The organism is Nitrosomonas sp. Nm58 (assembly GCF_900107335.1).
In the GTDB taxonomy this organism is placed as follows: Bacteria; Pseudomonadota; Gammaproteobacteria; order Burkholderiales; family Nitrosomonadaceae; genus Nitrosomonas.
On sequence record NZ_FNPQ01000032.1, the window covers coordinates 1 to 22,605 of the forward strand.

Here is a 22,605-nt window from a genome sequence, read left to right on the forward strand (position 1 = left end):
ATGCCGGCGGCTGTGGAAAAATTGTGAACGCAAACTCAACACCAGCCTACAGTTCGTCCATCTTGCTTTCTTGGCATTGTTACTGCAAAGATTTTAAACAGACTCTTAGTAATTATACTGCGATCGATATATATGTCTGGCAAGACACCCGATGAAATTAAACCAAGAGTCAAGAAAACACTGAATGATGCCCCCTCTCCAATTTTGTCAATCCCTTTCCTCATAAGCTATCCAGCGAGATAGAAACAGCGTGTTGCGCTTGCAAGAAGATTGATCAATCGTCCACAATTTACTATTGGATGTTGGATGAACCGTTAGGTGCTCTGGATGCAAGATTACGCGAAAAAATGCAGATGGCGCTTATAAACCTTCAAAAAAGTAGGTGGATCCCTTGTATTTGTTATCCATACTCAGAATGAGGCGCTCGCATTATCACACCGAATTACCGTAATGAGCCAAGACCACGTAGAGCAAGTCGATAAACTCTCAGTCATCCATAACTATCACTATCCTGCTAACATAGCAATTTAATACTGTGGCTCATGGCTAGTCTAGTTTATGCCTACCGAGGCACGATTTTTGATCCAGAAAATAAATACTCGGCACCCTATACCTATACAGTTACCTGTTGGGTTTTAATCGAGAAAAATTGATCAGCTTGATCTGCCTACTGATACATGGACAATTACTTTTGAGCCTGCATAACTGGAAAATCAAGGAACGGATAATCAACGACGTAAACGAGGGAAACTGGAACCAAGCAAAAGAGCTGATTATTCGTGCCAGGCCTTACTGGGATAGCTGCAACTCCTGATATCCAACAACAGATCGCTGATAATGAAGCAATATTTCCTGGACAGACACACCAGGTCAGACTCGAAATGCTTTAGGATCTGAATCACAAGCAGAGCCGACTATCCAGTCGGTTATGGACAGAAATCAAATTGAGGTAACCCAATGACTTATTATCAGAAACATGTTTTTTTCTGCGTCAATCAACGCAAAGCCGGCGAAGCCTGCTGCAATGACCACAACGCTCAGGCAATGCGTGATTATGCGAAAGACCGTATCAAAGCACTTAACCTCAGTGGCAAGGGGAAAATACGCATTAACAACGCAGGCTGCCTTGATCGTTGTAACGAAGGCCCCGTCATTGTGATCTATCCAGAGGAAATCTGGTACACCTATGTTGATGAGGAAGACATTGACGAAATTATTGATGAGCATTTGGTCAACGGACGTGTCGTTGAACGTCTGAGAATTTAAGCTTTGCTTCTTCAACTTTCATTGGATTTATAGATTTGAAAGCACCGACCGAACATAAGTTATTTGTTAAGGGTCCAACTGGCAAGCTTGAAACGATTGTTTTAGTTCCAGCTTCCAAACCACGTGGAATTGCCATCATTGCTCATCCACATCCGCTTTACCAAGGGAACATGGATAATAAGGTTGTTTATATCCTCTCCAAAGCATTGCTTGAATCTGGTTATCTCACAGTAAAATTTAACTTTAGGGGAGTAGGTGCGAGTGAAGGAAGTCATGCAGAAGGCATTGGAGAAATTGATGATGTGCTGGCCGTCACTCAATCTATCCGCCATCAATATGACATTGAATCCGATCACTTACCACTGTTACTCGCTGGCTTTTCCTTCGGCGGTGCCATACAAGCCTATGTTGCCCAGCAGCTTAACCCAGAAAAATTAGTGCTCATTGCACCTTCTGTTGCTCGCATGAAAGCCCCTCCGGTAGTCGATCATGCAGATAGTGTTTTCATCGTGCACGGCAGCCTGGATGATATTGTTTCCCTCCAGTCTGTTCTTGACTGGGCCACACCGCAAACAATTCCAATTACCGTCATTCCAGGTGCTGAGCATTTCTTTCATGGAAAACTCGCTATCCTTAAACAAGTGATACTCAATGCCTGCAAAACTTGATTCAACCGCCACAATTCCTCAGAGCATGAGGCCTGATGCTTCTTTTAGCAAAAAATCTTTGAATGTCTTCGCAACATTAGAAAAACGCTTATTTTTCCGATGCACGATATGCCAGTGACGCATGATCGGAAATCCTTGCACATCCAGAATGTTAAGTCGGTTTGTTTCCAGTTCCAATTCGATGGTATGGAGTGACATGATACCCAACCCCATACCCGCCTGAACAGCCTGCTTGATGGCTTCGGTAGTATCCGCCTCCATCCCTCTATTGATTTTGATCTGCTGCTCAGCAAAAAATCGCTCCATGGCGCTACGCGTTCCTGATCCCGGTTCGCGCACGAGGAAAATTTCCTGTTCAAGCCGTTTCACAGGAATTTGCCGCATATTACATAAAGGATGATTAGGTGGCGCAATGATGACCAGTGGATTTTCCATAAATGATTCAGACACAATATCTAGCCCATCAGGTGGCTGCCCCATAATCGCCAAATCAGTCAAATTATCCGCCAATTGTTTAAGTACAATTTCTCGATTGGAGACATGCAAGCTGACGGTCACATCTTGATAGCGCTGACAAAATTTAGCCAGTAAGTGAGGGGCAAAATAATTGGCCGTACTGACCACTGAAATATTCAATTTGCCCCGCTCCAATCCCTTCAACTCATCCAGGGCAAGCTCCATATCGGCCAATTGTTGTGCAATGGCACGACTATACTGATAAAGCTCCTGCCCCGCTTCGGTTAGGTATATCCGCTTACCCATTTGTTCAAATAAAGGGAGCGCCACAGTATCTTCAAGCTGCTTGATTTGGATCGAAACAGCAGGTTGTGTCAGAAAAAGCTCCTCGGCAGCCCGAGAAAAACTGAGGTGACGTGCAACCGATTCAAACACTTTCAATTGACGCAGAGTTATATGCAACATAGACTAAACTGAGATGATTAAGAATATTATTTGATATATAAGTAAAACCTTATCATAACCATCAGAATTATTAATTTGTTCTTATGATTAACTCTGTATATAGTGCTTACTGAATTTCAAATAGTCCTTTTTTAATCATGTTTCACCCTGCTTGAGAAAGTATAAGCAGGATCCTCAACAACAGGAGATTGTAAAATGGCCGTTAAAACATATAATGCCGGCGTTAAAGAATACCGGCAAACCTACTGGGAACCAAATTACACTGTCCAGGATACCGACATCCTGGCATGTTTCAAGATTACCCCCCAACCAGGTGTTGATCGTGAAGAAGCTGCTGCGGCAGTAGCAGCTGAATCCTCCACAGGAACCTGGACAACAGTTTGGACTGATCTACTGACCGACCTGGATTACTATAAAGGTCGCGCCTACCGGATTGAGGATGTGCCTGGTGATGATACTTGCTTCTATGCATTTATCGCTTACCCGATTGACCTGTTCGAAGAAGGTTCTGTGGTCAATGTATTCACTTCCTTAGTTGGTAATGTGTTTGGTTTCAAGGCTATCCGCGGTTTACGCTTGGAAGACGTGCGTTTCCCGATCGCCTACGTAAAAACTTGTGGTGGCCCACCTCATGGTATTCAAGTAGAACGTGACATGCTTAATAAATATGGTCGCGCTCTGCTAGGCTGCACCATCAAACCCAAATTAGGGTTGTCTGCCAAGAATTATGGTCGTGCTGTTTATGAATGTCTGCGTGGTGGTCTGGATCTCACCAAAGATGACGAGAACATTAATAGCCAGCCTTTCATGCGTTGGCGCCAACGTTTCGACTTTGTGATGGAAGCCATTCATAAAGCTGAACGTGAAACCGGTGAGCGTAAAGGGCACTACCTGAACGTGACTGCACCGACTCCAGAAGAAATGTATAAACGTGCCGAATACGCCAAGGAAATTGGTGCACCGATCATCATGCATGACTACATTACGGGTGGTTTCTGTGCTAACACAGGCTTGGCTAACTGGTGCCGGGACAATGGCATTCTGCTGCATATTCATCGTGCCATGCATGCCGTAATTGATCGTAATCCACATCATGGTATTCACTTCCGAGTACTCGCCAAGATTCTGCGTCTGTCGGGTGGTGATCACTTACACTCTGGTACTGTGGTTGGTAAACTGGAAGGTGATCGCGGAGCCACACTCGGGTGGATTGATCTAATGCGCGAAAGCTATATTAAAGAAGATCGTAGCCGCGGCATTATGTTTGATCAAGATTGGGGGTCGATGCCTGGCGTATTTCCAGTTGCATCAGGGGGGATTCATGTCTGGCACATGCCCGCACTGGTTGCAATTTTTGGTGATGATGCCTGCTTGCAATTTGGCGGCGGAACATTAGGCCATCCATGGGGTAATGCAGCAGGCGCTGCAGCAAACCGTGTTGCGTTGGAAGCCTGCGTAGAAGCACGCAATCAGGGCGTACAAATCGAGAAAGAAGGCAAAGCCATTCTGACCGATGCTGCTAAAAATAGCCCTGAACTCAAAATTGCTATGGACACATGGAAAGAGATCAAATTTGAGTTTGATACTGTGGATAAGCTGGACGTAGCACATAAGTAATATTCCTATCTCTCTGAATCACAAAGATTCAGAGAAATTTTTACCGATTATCAGGAGTTAAAATTAAGTATGTCTGAAATGATTGATTACAAAAGCCGTCTGAGCGACCCAGCCAGTCGGAAATTTGAAACTTTTTCCTACTTACCCGAAATGAGTAAGGAGCAAATCAAGAAACAGGTTGCGTATATCGTTAGCAAAGGTTGGAATCCCGCTGTCGAACATACAGAGCCAGAGTATCTGATGAGCAATTACTGGTATATGTGGAAACTGCCTATGTTCGGTGAAACAGATGTAGATCGAATTCTCAAGGAAGCTGAAGCGTGCCATAAAGCGAACCCGAACAATCATGTTCGCCTAGTTGGCTATGATAATTTTGCACAAAGCCAGGGTACGTCAATGGTCATTTATCGCGGTAAAACTGTTTAATCACACGGCACGGGATATCCGTTCATTCTACCCCCGTTGCTATAAAGTAACGGGGGTTTTGTTTTGCGCTGAATTACCAAAAATATGACCTACGCCTTACGTATTTACACTGGAGAACGAAATGAGCGATGCTATCAAGCAATACTTAATCACGAATAAACCTTATTACCATCCTGTTGCTGATGAAGTAGCGCTGTATGAAGCAGCCTACTCGGCCAGGATTCCTATGATGCTGAAAGGACCAACCGGTTGTGGTAAAACCCGTTTTGTCGAGTTCATGGCATGGAAGCTCGAAAAACCACTTATTACAGTTGCCTGTAACGAAGATATGACTGCTTCTGATCTGGTGGGAAGATTCCTGCTGGATGCACAAGGCACACGCTGGCAAGATGGGCCATTGACAACTGCTGCCCGTCTTGGTGCGATCTGTTATCTAGATGAAGTAGTAGAGGCAAGACAAGACACCACTGTCGTGATTCATCCTTTGACTGACAGTCGTCGAATATTGCCACTGGAGAAAAAGGGCGAACTGATCCATGCACATCCTGATTTCCAACTTGTTATTTCCTACAACCCTGGTTATCAGAGCCTGATGAAAGACTTGAAGCAATCCACTAAACAGCGCTTTGGTGCATTAGATTTCAATTACCCAGACCATGATACCGAAGCCGAGATTGTGTCACACGAAAGCGGTATTGATAAAACGATAACCGACAAGCTCGTTTCGATCGCGGAACGTGCGCGAAACTTAAAAGGTCATGGATTGGATGAAGGGATCTCTACTCGCATGTTGATCTATGCGGGTAACTTGATTGCCAAAGGGGTTGATGTTCATGCCGCCTGTCGAGTGGCCCTTGTTCGCCCTATCACGGATGATCCCGATATGCGTGATGCCCTTGATGCAGCAGTAGCCACTTTTTTCTAAGCGTAGAAATTTATTTCCTTCTGACTCATTCTTACAAGACACAGTATGAGCGTTAATCTGACTGACTACAAAGAATTACTGGAATCATTGCAACCCGAATCCATGTCATTGCTTGAAAATACTTGGTATGATGCGACCCGAGTTTTCTCACCTCGGGGATTGGATAATTACCTGAAAGGCGCATCTGCCCTGCAGGGACTGGGACGTGGTCGCACTTTGGTTGATACCTGGATTGATGAAGCGCCACAAATCGCCAAAGAAGTAGGTGAAGATATCATCAGTGATCTAGTAACCACTGCTTTGATGCTTGCCTCGAAAACCTCTGGAGCCGTCATTGAACTGATCCTTGCCACAGCAACTACCGCTGCCAAGCGATTCGGTGACGCAGATTTATTTCGTAGCTATCTCCAGTTCCTCAACACGCTCATCGCCCAGGCGCCTCGCGGTATCCGCCCGATGCTGGACAAACTCGATGTTTTACTGAGTCAACTGACGCTCGGCGGCTTACGTAGATGGGCCTTATGGGGGGCTCATGCTCACCGCACTAACTATGAAGAACAGATCAAGTATTTCGGCTTAAACTCTAAGGAATCGCTGGCAGTTCTCCAGAAGGAAAGAAAAGGCACTCTGTTTGTCGATATCCAGCGTCGTATCAACATTTACTTACGCGCATTATGGGCACGTGATTTTTTCATGCGACCCACCTCAGGAGACTATGAAACTCGTGAAGGTTATCGACCCTATATTGAAGATTATGTTATTCATCTACCCGATGCCTATGATGCTCATGGCGATATTGCAGCAAGCGAAATTTACCGTGCTGCGGCTGCCCACGCAGCCGCACACTTGGTAGAAACGAGATACCCCATTTCTGCAGAAGCCTTAAATCCATTGCAAATAGCAGTTATCTCGGTCATTGAGGATGCAAGAGTGGAAGCGCTCTCCATTCGACGTTTCCCAGGTTTGCGCCAAATTTGGTCAGTTTTGCACGATGCGACGCCAGACATGACCGTTACGATCGGCGATTATCTCAACCGCCTGGCACGTGCACTGCTTGATGAGACTTATGAGGATAACGATGGCTGGATTGTTGAAGGCCGATCTTTATTTGCACAAGCCCAAGACCGTCTGGAAGATAATCAAATTTCGTGGGAGATTGGCGTACAGCTCGCTCACAAGATCATGGACAAGAAAATCGCGTTCAACCCCCGAACTGACATTCTGACAGCGCCTTATCTGGATGATAATCGCTATTTCTGGGAATTTGCGGAATTCGATTTCGAACGCTCACTGACTGCTGGCTATGATGAGGTCCAACAAATACGTAAGTACGTCAGCGTCATGGAGCTGGCCAATGAAGTAGAAGTTGAAACGGCTGGTGATGATGCCCAAGAAATCTGGGTAATGGGAACAGAATTCTTCCCTTACGAAGATAGTGGCACTTCCTATAATGAGCTGGAAGGTAAAGAGCCTATCTCCCTTCCTTATCATTACTCAGAGTGGGATTATCAAATTCAGCTCGAACGCCCTACATGGGTTACCGTTCAGGAGAAACGCGCTAAATTAGGTGATATCCAGGTGATCGATAGCATAGCTGGACAATATCGACGTGAAATTTCACGCATGAAATTTTTGCTTGATGCCATGCAACCCCAAGGCGTGCAACGTATCCGCAAACTGGAAGATGGCGATGAAATCGATATCAATGCGGCAATCCAGTCTACGATTGATATTCGTATGGGCTTGCAACCTGATCCACGCATCATGATGCGCTCTGTCCGCAAAATACGGGATATATCGGTGCTGGTGTTGCTCGATTTGTCTGAATCCACCAACGATAAGGTAACCGGTCAGGAGTTTTCAGTACTTGATTTAACTCGCCAAGCAACCGTATTGCTGGCCGATGCCATCAATAAAATCGGAGATCCCTTTGCGATTCATGGGTTTTGTTCGGACGGCCGGCATGATGTTGAGTATTATCGCTACAAGGATTTCAATCAGCCGTACAATGAAATTCCCAAAGCCAAGCTAGCTGGCATGACGGGACAACTGTCGACACGCATGGGCGCTGCGATTCGACATGCCAGTCATTATTTGAAATTACAACGATCCAGCAAGAAGCTATTACTGGTTATTACAGATGGAGAGCCGGCTGATATTGATGTTCGTGACCCACAGTATCTTCGCTATGATACTAAAAAGGCGGTGGAAGAAGCTGACCGATCAGGAATAGTCACTTATTGCATGAGCTTGGACCCACACGCAGATCAATATGTCTCACGTATTTTTGGTACACGTAATTATATGGTAGTAGATCATGTAGAAAGATTACCTGAGAAATTACCGCTACTTTATGCAGGACTAACCCGTTAAGATTTGTTTATTGAGTACTTTACACACTTTTTATTAGTACAATGAAGGAACAACTATACGTAGGAATCAATGAGGATAAGGATGGCGGGTTAACGCATCTTGGACGCATCGTCATCGATGCCTGGCTTTTTGACATTCTGCCAGAATCAGAAACGTGTACAGGCTGGAATCATTCGCAAATGCAGAACCTGTATGAAAAAGTCTACGAAGCGTGGGAGCCTTATGCTCACTTACCTAGCCGCCTACCCTCTGATTTACAGCAAAGACACACAAGGCTTTACGCACAAGCTATCGATACTGCAAAAAGTAAGGGATGGAGTGCAGAATTAGATGAAGATGACTGAGCGCTTGTGAAAGCAAAATTTTCACAAGCACTGGATGTGTGTTTGTATTGAACTTCTTGTTATTGATCATAAACTGCAGGAAATTTGATTACTTGAGCAGGTGTCTTCGGCATCTGCTTGCTGGCGAGTAATCGCAGTGCGCTCGGAAACTCCCTCTGAAGCCGTAACATGATATCCATTTGATTCTCTCTATAATAAACCGCTTCATACGCGACCGGTTGGCTGAGCTCGGTACGAGCTTGGGGTTGAAAATTTTGCCATGCAATGTCAACCCAGCATTTACGTTCACTATCGATAAAAACGAATTCCTTCCTATCCAAGATAGCCAGGAACTGCATGGACCGGATGGGAACAAATAAATACCCAGTAGCACAGCGTGCAAGCAACTGGAACGCCAAGTTATATGTATTAGCAGGAAGATTGCGAGATTCCCGCTTGATCTCAGGATCGCGATAACAGGTAATATCCATTTACAAATTCTCCTTCTATATAATTTCTTAAGTTATAAAGAACCACCAACAGATGCGCGCCACACGCTTGAATAAACCGCCCTCCAACCGTAATGATTGGAAAACAATCCGCTCTCTCTTACCTTATTTATGGGAATTCAAAGGTAGAGTCATTGCTGCCTTAATGTTACTGCTCTTGGCTAAACTTGCCAATGTCAGTGTGCCCTTAGTGCTCAAAGAAATTATTGATACGCTTGATCAGCCGAAAGCCCTGGCGGTATTGCCGGCATTTCTCTTGATCGCTTATGGTGTGTTACGGTTCTGCAGCACCGTGTTTGGTGAGCTTCGCGACGCGGTATTTGCCAAAGTCACACAACGCGCAATCCGGCGCGTGGCCATCCAGGTTTTTGGTCATTTGCACTCATTATCACTACGATTTCATCTGGCAAGACAAACTGGCGGAGTATCACGGGATATCGAGCGCGGTTCGCGTGGGATATCATTCTTACTGAACTTCATGCTGTTCAATATTCTGCCAACCCTGCTGGAAATCGGATTGGTCATGCTGATTCTGATTAGCCGATACGATATCTGGTTTTTTGTCATTACCTTGATCACGCTGCTTGCCTATATTGCCCTGACGCTCATCGTCACTGAGTGGCGCATGATTTTCCGCCGCACCATGAACGACATGGACTCAAAAGCCAATACACGCGCGATAGACAGTTTATTAAATTATGAAACAGTTAAATATTTCGGTAACGAAGCATGGGAAACACGGCGATATGATGAACATCTGCAACAGTGGGAAAAAGCGGCCGTTCGCAATCAAACCTCCCTGGCTACGCTTAACATTGGCCAAAGCGCCATTATTGCTATCGGCGTCACCTTGCTGATGCTACTGGCAGCAGACAAGGTCGTCACAGGAGAAATGTCATTGGGCGATCTGGTACTGGTTAACGCTTTCCTGTTACAACTCTATATGCCTTTACATTTCCTGGGCTTTGTTTATCGTGAAATCAAACATTCATTGGCAGACATGGAAAAATTGTTTAGTTTACTCGATGAAAATCAGGAAATAAGAGATCAACCAGCTGCCATTAAACTCATGGCAGATAGTGCTACCGTTACATTCGAAAATGTAAACTTTAACTACGAAACTAATCGCCAAATCTTATTTAGCGTCAGTTTCAGTATTCCTGCTGGAAACACCATTGCAGTGGTGGGACATAGTGGTTCAGGAAAATCGACGCTAGCACGCTTACTTTTCCGCTTTTACGATGTCACTGACGGCAAGATACTCATCAATGATCATGATATCCGCGAGGTAACGCAAGAAAGCCTCAGAGCGTTGATTGGTATTGTGCCTCAGGATACCGTATTGTTTAACGAAAGCATCTATTACAACATTGCCTATGGGCGGCCTAATGCTACACATGAAGAAATCCTTGCCGCGGCCAAGTCAGCGCATATTCATGACTTTATTGAAAGCCTGCCTGACAAATACCAAGCACAGGTGGGAGAGCGAGGCCTTAAACTCTCTGGTGGCGAGAAACAGCGTATCGCCATTGCACGTGCAATTCTTAAAAAAACAACAATCCTTATTTTTGACGAAGCTACATCTGCTCTAGACTCAAAAACAGAGAAAAATATACAAAGAGAATTGAAACAATTAGCCAAGGATCGTACTACGCTTGTCATTGCGCATCGTCTTTCCACCATCATCGATGCTGATCAGATCTTAGTAATGGACAAAGGCCGCATCGTAGAACAAGGAAACCACCAACAACTTCTTGCTCTAAATGGTATTTATGCGCATATGTGGGAGCTTCAACAACAGGAAGAACAGACTCAAACTGTCATTGATTTTCAGTAAGATGTGATTCCAGAAATCACAGCGATCACTTGATTGAAAAGCTAAACAAACGATGAGTTGCCACGGGACACATTATGCAATGCCCCGTGGGCGAATACAGTGTTACTTCATATCGATATCGCAGGAGGAGGTCGGTTATCAAGATATCAATAATCACCTTTTAGCCTTGCCGCATCTAGATCTCCGCACGCGCGCGCCCTGTTCGTACAATTACGATTTCCAGAAATCTAATACTAGGGAACTTGCAAAGCTAACCTTGCCAACCATGCCTCTGAAGCTACTTGATTGATATTAAGTATGCTATTAGGGAAAAAACCAAATAATAAGATCAATAAAGCTGGTGCACATAATAAAACTAATTCGCGCGGCCGCAGATCTTGTACCTGGTTTACCGTGGTATGAATAATTGGACCAAAGAATGCATTGCGAGTAAAAGAAAGCATATAAGCAGCCCCAAGAATCGCACCGGCCAACGCTGCTGTCCCAAAAAAACCATGGGAAGTCAAAGCACCCACGATCAACAGCAATTCTGCTGGAAAACCACTGGTTCCAGGTACGCCAAAACTTGCCAGGGCAAATAAAAAATAAAAACAAGTTAATTTTGGCATCACCTTGGCCACTCCGCCCAGATGAATCGTATCAGTGCTACCCAGTCGATGCTGGATAAACCCGGCAATCAGCATCAGCGAACTTGCAACCAATGTAAAATTAAGCAACTGGAAGATTGCCCCCTGAACTCCTTGCATATTCAGGGAAGCAATCCCCACGACCACTAGGCCAACATGGCTGACGCTCGCATAAGCCAGCAAGCGACGCAAGTTTGTCTGTTGTAACGCAATCAGCGCGCCATAAATAAGTGTAGCTGCACCAAAGACGCTCAATATCCAGCTAAATTCAACGGCGGCCGCAGGCGCCAGTGGCATAGCGAAGCGGAGGATACCATAAACACCCAGTTTTAACCCTGTCAGGATCGCTACGATATGAGTCGGACCTTCCATCGCAGCGGTAGGCAACCAGGTATGAAGTGGAACAAGCGGCGCCTTGAAAGCAAAACCAAATAACAATAACAGGAAAACAAGTGTCTGCTTATCAGCCGGGAGCGTTGTCTGTAGCAATACCGGCAAACTAAAAGTCAAATCTTGGGGAATACTTCCTCCCATTTGCGTCGCATGATCCACCGCCAGGATGATAATAGCAAGCAATAATGGTCCGCCTCCAGCTATCATAAACAAGGTATATTTTATTGCTGCACCGCGTCGTTGGGAACCAATCCCCCATAAACCGATTAAAAAGAATAGTGGAGGTAAGGTTAGCTCCCAGAATAAAAAGAACAGCATCATATCCAGCGCACTAAATACCCCTACCGTTACTCCCTGGAGCGCCAGCAAAAGGGAAAAATGGAAGCGTGGATTGTGATTGATTGAATTCCATGAAGCAAGAATTGCAATCGTTGTCAGCAATGCTGACAATGGCAGAAATAACACCGAAATACCATCGACACCAACCAGGTACTCAACATTCAAGAAGGGTATCCAGTCAAATTTTTCAACTAGCTGGAAATCGCCTATAGAAGAATCGAATAACTGGACTACAAAAAGCGTTAATAGTAATTCCAGGCCAGCGAATGTTAATGCTGATACTTTGGCAGCGGCCGCAGTGCGCGACATTCCCGTTACGATCGCGCCCAGTAACGGCAAAAGAATAATGAAACTTAACAGTGGAAAATTAACTTCACTCATGCTTATTATCCTTGTTATGGTTTGGGACTATCATTAACTCTGCGTGTTTATTGTTATATTTGACAGGGTGTAGCTTACTTATAGCGCTAACATTCTGGTCGATCATTTGCAACCAAGGTGTCGTATAAAAACCAATACCAACAAGCAATGAGCAAACTACAACTGCAATGACTCTTTCATTTCTGGGAGAAGGACCGGCTGAACCAGGGAGAGCAGAATAAGTATAAGGTGGCTGCAATCGTTTAGGTGTAGCGATAAAAATCTGCTGAAAGGCGCGCAGCAACAGCGCCGCGGTGAGCACATTACCAATCAGTATCGCAATTGAGAGAATCCAGCCATGATTCTTGATCGTGCCATCTATCAATAAATGGACACCATCAAAACCTGGAGTACCAGGCATCCCCATAGTGCTTAGCGCGCTAATAACGAATAAGAATGCTAAAGCCGCACTCGTTTCAAACATTCCCCCAAGTCGTGGAATATAGGCGGTATGTGTTCTCTTGTAAATCATACCGATACTGAGTGCGATGCCTGCTGCTGCCAGGCCGAAACCTGTAGAAAGCAAAATACTCGATTCCAATCCATAAAGATTAAAATCGAAAACACCTATAATCAACATTCCGGTATGACCTATAACCGAGAAAGCAAGCAAGCGGCGTATATTGATTTGCATTAGCGCCAGTACTACCCCATAAAAGATGCCAATCAGCCCAAGCGTTAATACGAACCAGCTCCACTGCTGGGCCACATCCGGAAGAATGGGTAAAATGAAACGGATAACTGCATAAATACCCAATTTCAAACCCACTATAAAAATTGTCGCGCTGGCTACAGATCCATGTTCTGCTAAAACTGGTAGCCACCCATGAAATGGAAATAATGGCATGCGAATGGCAAAACCAAAAAACAAAAGGAAGAAAATCAAAGTGCTGTATTCCAGGACATTTTTATTTTCAATTAATACCAGCCATTCAAAAGTTAATGTGTCTCCTGATCCCATTACACCGAAGGCAAGCAGCATGAACCCCGTAAAAGTCATGAGTAAACCACTTCCCCAATGCTGGAGTAGCAACCCTACAACCCAGCGTCTTTTTTGCCCTGATCCGGCGCGTATCGTTATCAACACGATGGGAACCAGCTCCAGAAGGCACCAAAACCAGAATTGCATGGCGTTCATTGCCACAAATGCCCCTATCAGAATACCCTCATAACCTAGTATGCAGGCAACCTGAATTTTGTCTCTGGATCGTCGCGTAGTTAATAAATAAACGAGCGCTAAAAAAGACAAAATAGCGGTAAGTAGCACAAATAAAATATTGGCGCCATCAAGACCTACACTATAGGTAAAATTAATATTCTCCACATGTTCGAATAATTGAATACCCTTGTGACCAGAATCAAAAATAGAAACCATATAGATGCTAAGCAATGCAGTCGCTACTGCACTAGCTAAACCAAGGCGCAATGCAATCACTGAAGACGGTGAAAGCAATACAGCGATCACCGTGGCAAGTGGAACTATCGTCAGCGTCGTCAACAACGGAAATGTCGTTACTTCTGACCAAAAAATAATGTTTGCGGTATTCATCATTCCCTCATCGTGTAGCAGCAATCAGCAAAACAACGAATACAAACAAGACTAGATAACGCGGCTTCAACATCAACTCCTCAAAAGTATTTGCGGCTTGCCCTAACTTACGACCTAAATCAACGATGTTTATACCTATAGCCTGTATTACCAAGCGCTCTTCAAACCATCCAAAGATATTACCTATCCATTCCATCAACTTTCCAGCCACTCCATTGCCGCGCCCAAACTGATTATGGCCATGATCGTGGCGCTCAGCTGCCCTTACTTTCTGCTCCAATTGGGTCAGCGTTGATATTGAACGAGAAAACACGACTGGATCGCCCATAGCACGATCAACAACATAGCTATCTAGATAATCAAGATCTTGCCCGATTCCCCGTATGGGTCTTGCAAGGACTCGATCGGTTATCGGGTCCAGCCAAAAACGTTGAATTGACGCAATATATAACCAGTATGAATTTTTTAGATTATGGCTAACTGGTTTGATTGGATTTCCGATTACATTGTGCATGAATGATGGTGCAGTTAATACCTGATAACAACGTACGATGGCATGAGCACAAAGATGCCACGCTGCCAAGTCCCATAATCCTAGACCACATTCCAGAAACATTAAACCCAACTGTCCAGAGATGGCGAAACTCAATGAACTTTTGACATCAGTCTGGGTTAACCCAACAATAAAGCTATAAACAGCAGTGACAAACCCCGCAACCGCTAGCAGAATCATGATAAAAGGAGCCCGCTCGAAAAGGGGCTGCAGCATAATGACCAAAAACACACCGGCATGTATCATCACCGAGCCATAGAAAATAGCGCTTGAGGGGGTGGGTCCTTCCATTGCTCGAGCGAGCCATGGTGAGAACGGTAATTGCGCCGATTTAACAAATGCAGCGATTGCAAAACACAACGCAATCACAGTAACTGTAGGCATTGTTAAGTGTTCAATCATGACGTTCAGTTCCCCCCAATTGATTGTTCCGGCATAGAAATAACTCAAACCTATTCCTAAAACAAAACCGGCATCACCAATACGGTTAGTGATGTAAACACGCGTCGCATTCACAGTTGGAATCTGTCGATCATAAGCATAACCAATCAACAGATAAGAACATAACCCAGCGATTTCCCACCCTACAAAGGTTCCGACTGCGCTTCCTGCTGAGACCAATAACAACATCGCTGCTGAGAACAAGCTCAGAATAAAAAAGTAGCGATGAAATCCTGTTTCCCGATGCATATAGTTGACTGAGAAACGTGTCACAATGAACAACAGCATTGCAAACAGCGCCATTATGACGCTATTAAAACCAGTAGTAATAAAGACTGCTTGAATTCTTAAGTTATCGCTATCCAACCATTGCCCTATCGTGTAGGTAGCTGCATTCTTACCAAATAAATCTGCTCCTAGTAATATCAAGGCGAGAATCGATGACAAAGTGATCGCTCCAGTTGCAACATTGGATGTCATCGCTTCGCTGGCCTCGCCCTCGATCTGACCTAGTAAATTACCTATACCAATAAAGAATGCTGCCAACAAAGGAAACAAAGGAACTAGGACAATCAAAAACTCCATTGTTCTATACCTCCTGAAATTCGGGTTGTTTAATCAATGCAGGTGGAACGGGTAAAGAATGATCTCTATAGCATGCCGGTGATTTTTCAAAGACAGGTAACCGCACGCCATCACGCGGGTGCCATTGAACAAACCCTTTTCCACTCTCAAAAAAGAATATTTCCCCTGTATCAGGATCTTTTGTAGCCACCAATATCCAGCCACCACCCACCAACTCACGGATGGCTTCCTGGCGACCATAGATCTGCTCAACAATCTCTTTTTTAGCCTCAATCAAATTGAGCAAACGCATTGGCTCATGAATCTCAATCATTTGCCTTGGCAAGCCCGTGCGCAAATCACTGCTCGTTCCTTCCATCACGGCAAAAGCACCTACTACATTATGGGGAACCTTGGTACTGCACCCAAAACGCTCATTGTCGACAGTAGAAAAATAATATTCAAGATTAATCCCTGCTCCCACCGGACCCACTGCCAGTAAAATCCCCTCCAGAATTTTTCCTTCAGGGTCTTGGGTCGGATCATAAGAAACAAGGAATGCACGGCGGTCAAAAAAAGCACCTTGTGTGACTGAACGCCGTCCAATAACTGCTGAGGCATTAGTTGCATGACCTAGCTCAGGGCGCGCTTGTGAAAAGTCCCGGGCGCGCTCTTCTATATGGGCCAGCGCCTGCTCTAAGGTTGGATTGCGTGGGGCAGAGGCAAGCCTACGGCAGCGCTCATGAGCGGACATATGCCTTGCGTGCCACAAATCCTGCTGCAATTTTTCTAAGGCAGTTAACCGCTCTGCTGGTACATCTTCAAGGTCATACCAGATGATTTCTTCATTGCAGGTATTATGCTCAGTACCGATGAACCACGTATCTTGAGGGATATCAATACCCCGTTCAGCCACTAATCTACGAATTTCAGGGCGATTTGCCATGGCAGCGAACAATCGTGCATTGGGTCCGCCATGCCTGCCACTACACGCGCCGCAGTCATAAGCTGCAAGATGCGGGTTATTCTGACTGATAGAACCATGTCCCACCAAGATGACAAGCTCTGCAAATCCATAAGTTAAACCACTATTGCGCAGAAAAGCAGCTACCCGATCAGCCTGTTCGTTATCGGTAAAACCTAGCTTAGGCTTTGCCGGCGTTGCAGTTGTTACGGTATCGGTGGAGGTATGCTCTAATTTCGTTTTAACATCAGGTAAAGTAGCTTTTTTTATTCTTGTTATTAAATCGTATTGAGTTTTTGGGGAAACTGTTTTCATCAATAAACCAGCTAACATAACTGGTGCAATTGCATCAATAACGAGCTTCGATTGTAAAAGGTTACGACGCAGTCCCTGATGTAACCAGCCGGTTATCCAATTAGCTAATTTTCGACCTCGATTATGATTTACCAGCGCCTGCTCGTTGTCTGGCCTAGGTATCTCCTGTACTTCATGAGCAGGTGTTATCACTACTGGGCACAATGGCGTCACCTTAGTATCGCCCATTCCTTTATAGTTCATTGGAACACCAAAAAAACCAGCTGCTCCCAATGTTTCTATTGCAGGATTGTGTTCCTCCAAATGGCGACGGAAGCTTTCTTCCCGTTCATCAATACAAAATATGAGCTGCGAAGCTGGGCGTGTATTACGCTTTGCCCAGCGCCCACGCTCATGATTAACATGAACCGCATGAAAAAAATCTTCACGATAATGACGCTCATAGGCATAAAGCCAGACTTTGCAGCGCTCAGTGGCATCAAATTCATCAAGAAGCGACAGCATACCAAGCAGGTTATCCTTCTGCATGCTTTGTATCTGCTTAGCATTCAATCCCAAGTGCTGACATAAACGAAACAGGCGCCAGCCACTATCAAAAGCCTTATGATCAACATCGCTTTTTGACATTGGACTGTACTGCCAAGTCCACATCAAATCAGCAAGCTGCTGCCACTCCGTTTGCTCGTGACGCTCAGATACAACACGTGACAGAAGTGTCTTAACCTGATGCGTTAAATACTCCGGAAGTTCACCCAAGTAAAATAGCCTGCGCACCATGAATTCAGATAGATTCTTATTGAAGTAATATTTTATGGATCCTAATTTTGCTTCTATGCTCCAGGTATCACTGCAAGCCTGTTTTAGCCAAAGCCTATCCAAAGTTAGTCTAATAGCTAGATAATCAATCAATTTTGGTGCTGCATCATTTGGCGTTTGATAATTCGGATGATGCTGCCGCCAGTTAATAAGGCCAGACCAGCCAGGTAGTTCAAGAGTAAGACAACGCAAATACCCTTCCCATTTGTTCTGAGGAATTTCTAAATAAGATAGCTGCTGAATGATGCAATCGATAGCATCCTCTGGCATAGCAGCTATGATCTGCTGCCAGTCAGGCAATTCATGCAGGAAAGGATTGAGATCGTACATAGATGCAGCTCTCCATGCACCATACAAACCCAATTTACTGCGCTCAGGTAATTGCCAAGCGGCCATTCCTTCATCTAAAGCAGAAGCACATATTCGTATCAGTTGAGATCGGACAGAATACAGTATATCGATACCGCTCAGCGCCATGACGAAGCCTCGCAAAGTGATACTCTCGCCAATTTGTGACAGCATTTCATTAAGCTTGGCAGTAGCTTCCAGTCTCACTTTTTGATGTATTAACGTTTCATTGCCTCCCATATGGCCATGAGAAATTTTTTCAAGCCAGCTCTTTGCCTGCTCTACCGATAAATCAAGCATATTCTCTGGATGTAAATCAATTTGTTCCAACCCTAATTGACTTAGAATGCTCTCCCATAGCTGCTTGACAACCAGTCCTTGATCTTTCTCTGATCCAATTAAACGTCGGCGGGTTAGTTCAGCCACATCCGCCTGCACGACATTTAAAGCGCCCATCTCTTCTATTTGCCAATTTAATTGATTGACAGTAATGGCCCGCAAATCATGTAATAAGGCAATTCGGTAGATATCCTTCCGACAGACTGTTAAGTCATCTGATTGATAAACAATCTCTTCAGCGCGCAATTTTGGATCAAGCGCAAGGACTGCAGATATATCCTGATCGTTTATACGCCCTTGCCAATAGAAATTCCGGCTTTGCTCTTCAGGAAGATACCCTTTAATACCTGTCGCTTTCTCTGACTCAGCAAGTGCCTCTTCAAATGGCAAGTGCTGATAGCCATGCAATGTATTGTGATGAACAAAATCAAGAATTGGAGCCTGCCCAGGAAGGACGTGATCCAGATGATTGAGAATTACAGTAATTTGTTCGCGCTTATCATTAAATTCAGGTTTTGCTTGCATGAGTAGTCCTATTTAATACGCTGGCTGATAATATCGTTCATCAAATTCATGGTGGATGCTGACAGATCTATCAGCGGTGATGGCCACAGGCCAAATAACACAATTCCTATTACAAGTACGCTAGACGCCAGTAACTCGGGCATCCTCAAATCTTCTATCTCACGCATATGAGATTTGACGGGGCCAGTAAACAGCATACCAATAGTGCGCATAGCGTAAGCCGAGCTAATAATAATGCTCAGACCTAGAAAGATCATTAAATTACCCCATTGCTGAAACCCCCCTACGTAAGTATGCAGTTCTGCAATAAAACCCACTGATCCTGGCAAACTCATTGCAGCAAAGAAAGTTATCGTCATGAATAAAGCAAAACGTGGCATGACCTGGACCAATGAGCTGTAATCCATAATGTTGCGGGTATGGGTTCGCTCATAAAGTAATCCCACTAGCAGAAACATTGCTCCAGCTACCAATCCATGAGCAGTCATCTGCATAACTGCGCCAGTCAATCCAGCTTCATCCAACGTTGCAATACCTAACAGAACAACTCCCATATGGCTGACTGATGAATAGGCCACCATTGCTTTCAGGTCAGTTTGTCGCCATGCTAATAATCCGCCATAAATCATCCCGATTAATGCTAGCGCAACGAGTATTACTTGTAGAGCCTCCGTAGCCTCCGGCAGCATGACTATAACTCTGATGAGCCCATAAGCCCCCATTTTCAGCAAGATGCCAGACATTAAAATACTGATAGGGCTTGGCGCTTCAACATGGGCAAGTGGCAGCCAACCATGAAGAGGAAAGATGGGCATTTTCACCCCGAAGCCAATCAGAAAACCGATCATCACCAAGATCTGTTCATTTCTGGGCATACTTTGAGCAGCCACACTCATGGAAGACATGAGTGTGCCCCCGTGCTCCGGCATATATTGACTTATTGCAAGCAGACTAATAAGCATAAAAATTGAGCCACCCATCGTATAAAGCACAAAATTCAGGCTAGCCATATGCCGGCGAACACCGCCCCATCGACCAATAAGCAAAAACAATGGCGCCAAGGTCAATTCCCAGAAAATATAATAGAGAGACCAATCCTGAGCCATGAAAACGCCAAGCATACCTAGCTCCAGCATCAGGATACTTATGTAATAGCTCTTGACGTTAGATGTGATACTAAGAGAAGCAAGCAAAGCCACGCTGGTCAACAAGGTAGCCATCACCACCATCGGTAATGACAAACCATCAATACCTAATGCAAATGAGGTTCCAAGTTTTGGATTCAGCATGAATTGCTCGGCTAGCTGTAATGCTCCATCGTCTTGATTATAGATAACGATTAGCCAACAACTCAGGAAGAATGCAAGTGCGGCAAATAAATTCGCTATAGAGCGGAGCTGGTTAGTTTTGTGACGAGATATCAATGCCAACACAACCATTCCGACAGCGGGCGTGAAAAGTAATATGCTAAGTATTCCCATCCTGATAACTCTGTTTTAAATAATTTGATTTAGTAAAAATTACTAGTAACTACCTGATAGTTAATTGAGCTGTCGTTTTTTTCTGCTAACCAGCTAGCAAAGACAAATGAAGAGCATGGAGAATTCATTCTGGAGGTTGATTACCTTTTTTCTGAATCATCCAACATGAATGAAGTGTTTCAAATCTATGGTTGAGCTGCCCCCTGTAACAAGGAAGACTACATTCCATTTTTAGGCAACATGAGTATTCATTTCTGCGTTATTATCCTGATCACTCTATATCAAACCCACCACAGAAAAGAATTGACCGATATCTCAAAATATCACCATCAGCTTCCTGTTTAATTTGTAACAAATCACTCACTAGCAATTAATGCATGTGCATAACTATATAAACTAACAATATCCTTTCGCTTTTCTTAGTATCTTTCTGACAGCTTCACTTCGATCAACAGCAATCATTACTTTCTAAACACCAATCCTCTTCTTTCAAATCATAACAATCTCATGAACGACTTAAACAATAATCCTGGTAAGACTGATAGTAATTCGTTAGAGAATCCGTAAACAAATAAACGGAACAACTATAGAACGCTGCTGACACAGCTACAGTTATTCACTTACTCGCTCAGAGCTCGCAAAACGCAAAGTGCAGAGACAACATAAAACTTCCGCGATTCGCCACTGACATGATCATTATCAGCAGCCAAATCGTTATTACTAAGGCAAGCCTCAAATAAAATATAAATTACTGAAATACAATCAATAGGTTATATAAACATTAAATAGCTAACAATGTAATAATCTAGCGCGATGTCATCAGTACCATTTTTGTACTTCTAAATATAAAAATAATTTGTTTTATATTTTTATGAAAATAATTTAGCACAATGTTTGTGAATAATTCGTGAAGATATTGTAAAAATTATGTGAATTTAGTGAATATTTTGTGAAAAAAAAGTAATAATAATGTGAATTTCGTGAAAATTTTGTGAAAATTTTGATATAAAATTTTTCATATAATTATGATTAAATTATTATTTTGAAATTTGAATATGTCGTTGCTACTGCTAGTATTCTTTACTTATTAAGCTGGAAACAACTTGGAAATTAAGTTAGACAGGAATGAAGAAGAATCTGCTAAACAGTTTTTAGAGACTACGCGCTGTATAGAAGATACTAGTAGACCGTTCCAGCATAACGGTTACAAAAAACGCCGTTCGGCCTGAGCCTGTGAAGGGCCGATGTCAGTTGCTTAGCGGTTCGACAAGCTCACTGCGAACGGTAATGGTTTTACTGGAACGATCCACTAGTAGTGCGTTCCGTCAATACGGTTATACATTAAACTACGCCGAGGTTGAACTTATTTCAACGGAACACGACGGGTGAAGCGTTAATCTCGTCAATGCCCTTCAAAATTCGTGTCTTTAGCTCATCAATGGAGCTTACGCGGATGTGGCGCAGAAAGGTTCTGGCCATCTTCGAGAAGCGTACTCGATCAGGTTGAGCCAAGAACCATGCTTGGGGCATGGACATACTCGAAGCGCTCTGGGCGGGTAGTGTTCATCGAGTTGCTTGAGCAACGCGATGAACTCCGCGCTACGATGATGGTTTTCCACATTGGCAAAGATATGCCCCGAATGCAGATCAATTCCGGCCAGTATCGACACAGTACCATGTCAAATATATTCATAGTCGCGCCCAACGGCTGAATGTTTTCCGGGAATGGGTGGCAGGTCGAATGTGGTTAGTCCGATGGCTTGAACACCAGGTTTTTCATCGACTCTGACGGTATAGATGAGTTCAGGCTGTCTGTCATGAACCGCGCCTTCGCGATAGATCGAAACGTCCTGGTAAACCAGCAGGGCTTCCTGCATCTTGCGGTCAAAATCCGGATCCCGTTTTTCCAGGCAGTAGCGAATCTTGTGGGGCTTGATTTCGTTCTCATCGAGAATACGCCAGACGGTGCTCTTGCCTGCGCGTAAAAGAATTAGCCCCTTAAAAGGGGCATAAGTAAGAAAAAGGGGCGCCATTTCTGGCACCCCTCAAATATGATTAAATGCAATA

At 44.2% G+C, this 22,605-nt stretch carries 15 protein-coding genes and 3 pseudogenes; 9 read left to right on the forward strand and 9 right to left on the reverse strand.

Annotated elements, in window-relative coordinates; genetic code table 11:
- The 3 genes and pseudogenes from BLW34_RS15680 to BLW34_RS11220 form a co-directional block, all read left to right on the forward strand.
- Window positions 1-97, forward strand: a pseudogene (locus BLW34_RS15680) (IS5/IS1182 family transposase); the annotation flags it as partial.
- An 860-nt stretch (window positions 98-957) separates the two neighbouring features.
- Window positions 958-1,266, forward strand: coding sequence for a (2Fe-2S) ferredoxin domain-containing protein (locus BLW34_RS11215; protein ID WP_090579548.1), 309 nt, complete (start codon window positions 958-960; stop codon window positions 1,264-1,266).
- Window positions 1,267-1,301: 35 nt separating this feature from the next.
- Entirely contained in the window at window positions 1,302-1,934 is a 633-nt protein-coding gene (locus BLW34_RS11220) for an alpha/beta hydrolase (protein WP_090579550.1), read from the forward strand.
- Between the two features lie 18 nt (window positions 1,935-1,952).
- On the opposite strand, the gene BLW34_RS11225 is transcribed toward BLW34_RS11220, so the two are convergent.
- The gene (locus BLW34_RS11225; protein ID WP_090579553.1) at window positions 1,953-2,855 is read right to left on the reverse strand and encodes a LysR family transcriptional regulator; all 903 of its coding nucleotides are present in this window, start codon (window positions 2,853-2,855) and stop codon (window positions 1,953-1,955) included.
- 195 nt (window positions 2,856-3,050) lie between these two features.
- On the opposite strand from BLW34_RS11225, the gene BLW34_RS11230 reads away from it, so the two are divergent.
- The 5 genes from BLW34_RS11230 to BLW34_RS11250 all read left to right on the forward strand — a co-directional run bounded on the left by BLW34_RS11230 (window position 3,051) and on the right by BLW34_RS11250 (window position 8,540).
- Window positions 3,051-4,472, forward strand: coding sequence for a form I ribulose bisphosphate carboxylase large subunit (locus BLW34_RS11230; protein ID WP_090539756.1), 1,422 nt, complete (start codon window positions 3,051-3,053; stop codon window positions 4,470-4,472).
- A gap of 69 nt (window positions 4,473-4,541) precedes the next feature.
- Window positions 4,542-4,898 (forward strand): ribulose bisphosphate carboxylase small subunit, encoded by a 357-nt coding sequence (locus BLW34_RS11235; RefSeq protein WP_090579556.1) that lies wholly within the window; start codon window positions 4,542-4,544, stop codon window positions 4,896-4,898.
- Between the two features lie 121 nt (window positions 4,899-5,019).
- Window positions 5,020-5,823 carry a CbbQ/NirQ/NorQ/GpvN family protein gene (locus BLW34_RS11240; protein WP_090539760.1) on the forward strand — a complete coding sequence of 268 codons (804 nt, stop codon included), beginning with the start codon at window positions 5,020-5,022 and terminating at the stop codon, window positions 5,821-5,823.
- A gap of 45 nt (window positions 5,824-5,868) precedes the next feature.
- On the forward strand, window positions 5,869-8,196 hold the full coding sequence (locus BLW34_RS11245; RefSeq protein ID WP_090579560.1) for a nitric oxide reductase activation protein NorD: 2,328 nt from the start codon (window positions 5,869-5,871) through the stop codon (window positions 8,194-8,196).
- 41 nt (window positions 8,197-8,237) lie between these two features.
- Entirely contained in the window at window positions 8,238-8,540 is a 303-nt protein-coding gene (locus BLW34_RS11250; protein WP_090579563.1) for a hypothetical protein, read from the forward strand.
- Between the two features lie 59 nt (window positions 8,541-8,599).
- Here the strand turns inward: BLW34_RS11250 and BLW34_RS11255 are convergent, their stop codons facing one another.
- Entirely contained in the window at window positions 8,600-9,010 is a 411-nt protein-coding gene (locus tag BLW34_RS11255; protein WP_090579566.1) for a hypothetical protein, read from the reverse strand.
- A 52-nt stretch (window positions 9,011-9,062) separates the two neighbouring features.
- Between BLW34_RS11255 and BLW34_RS11260 the strand changes: the two genes are divergently transcribed.
- Window positions 9,063-10,865, forward strand: coding sequence for an ABCB family ABC transporter ATP-binding protein/permease (locus BLW34_RS11260; protein ID WP_090579568.1), 1,803 nt, complete (start codon window positions 9,063-9,065; stop codon window positions 10,863-10,865).
- Window positions 10,866-11,098: 233 nt separating this feature from the next.
- Here BLW34_RS11260 and BLW34_RS11265 read toward each other — a convergent pair whose 3' ends face one another.
- From BLW34_RS11265 to BLW34_RS17030, 7 genes and pseudogenes are all read right to left on the reverse strand, one after another.
- Window positions 11,099-12,604, reverse strand: a complete 1,506-nt coding sequence (locus BLW34_RS11265; protein WP_090579571.1) for a complex I subunit 4 family protein — start codon at window positions 12,602-12,604, stop codon at window positions 11,099-11,101.
- Window positions 12,597-14,195: a complex I subunit 4 family protein gene (locus tag BLW34_RS11270; protein ID WP_256203762.1), complete on the reverse strand. Its 1,599-nt coding sequence runs from the start codon at window positions 14,193-14,195 to the stop codon at window positions 12,597-12,599. Before BLW34_RS11270 ends, BLW34_RS11265 begins: the two co-directional genes overlap by 8 nt.
- A gap of 4 nt (window positions 14,196-14,199) precedes the next feature.
- On the reverse strand, window positions 14,200-15,771 hold the full coding sequence (locus BLW34_RS11275) for a proton-conducting transporter transmembrane domain-containing protein (RefSeq protein WP_090579576.1): 1,572 nt from the start codon (window positions 15,769-15,771) through the stop codon (window positions 14,200-14,202).
- Between the two features lie 4 nt (window positions 15,772-15,775).
- Entirely contained in the window at window positions 15,776-19,057 is a 3,282-nt protein-coding gene (locus BLW34_RS11280; protein ID WP_090579579.1) for a DUF2309 domain-containing protein, read from the reverse strand.
- A gap of 8 nt (window positions 19,058-19,065) precedes the next feature.
- The gene (locus tag BLW34_RS11285; RefSeq protein WP_090539776.1) at window positions 19,066-20,538 is read right to left on the reverse strand and encodes a complex I subunit 4 family protein; all 1,473 of its coding nucleotides are present in this window, start codon (window positions 20,536-20,538) and stop codon (window positions 19,066-19,068) included.
- A 1,368-nt stretch (window positions 20,539-21,906) separates the two neighbouring features.
- Window positions 21,907-22,067, reverse strand: a pseudogene (locus BLW34_RS17435) (IS630 family transposase); the annotation flags it as partial.
- Between the two features lie 21 nt (window positions 22,068-22,088).
- A pseudogene (locus BLW34_RS17030) lies at window positions 22,089-22,526 on the reverse strand (IS630 family transposase); the annotation flags it as partial.
- Window positions 22,527-22,605: the final 79 nt, after the last annotated feature.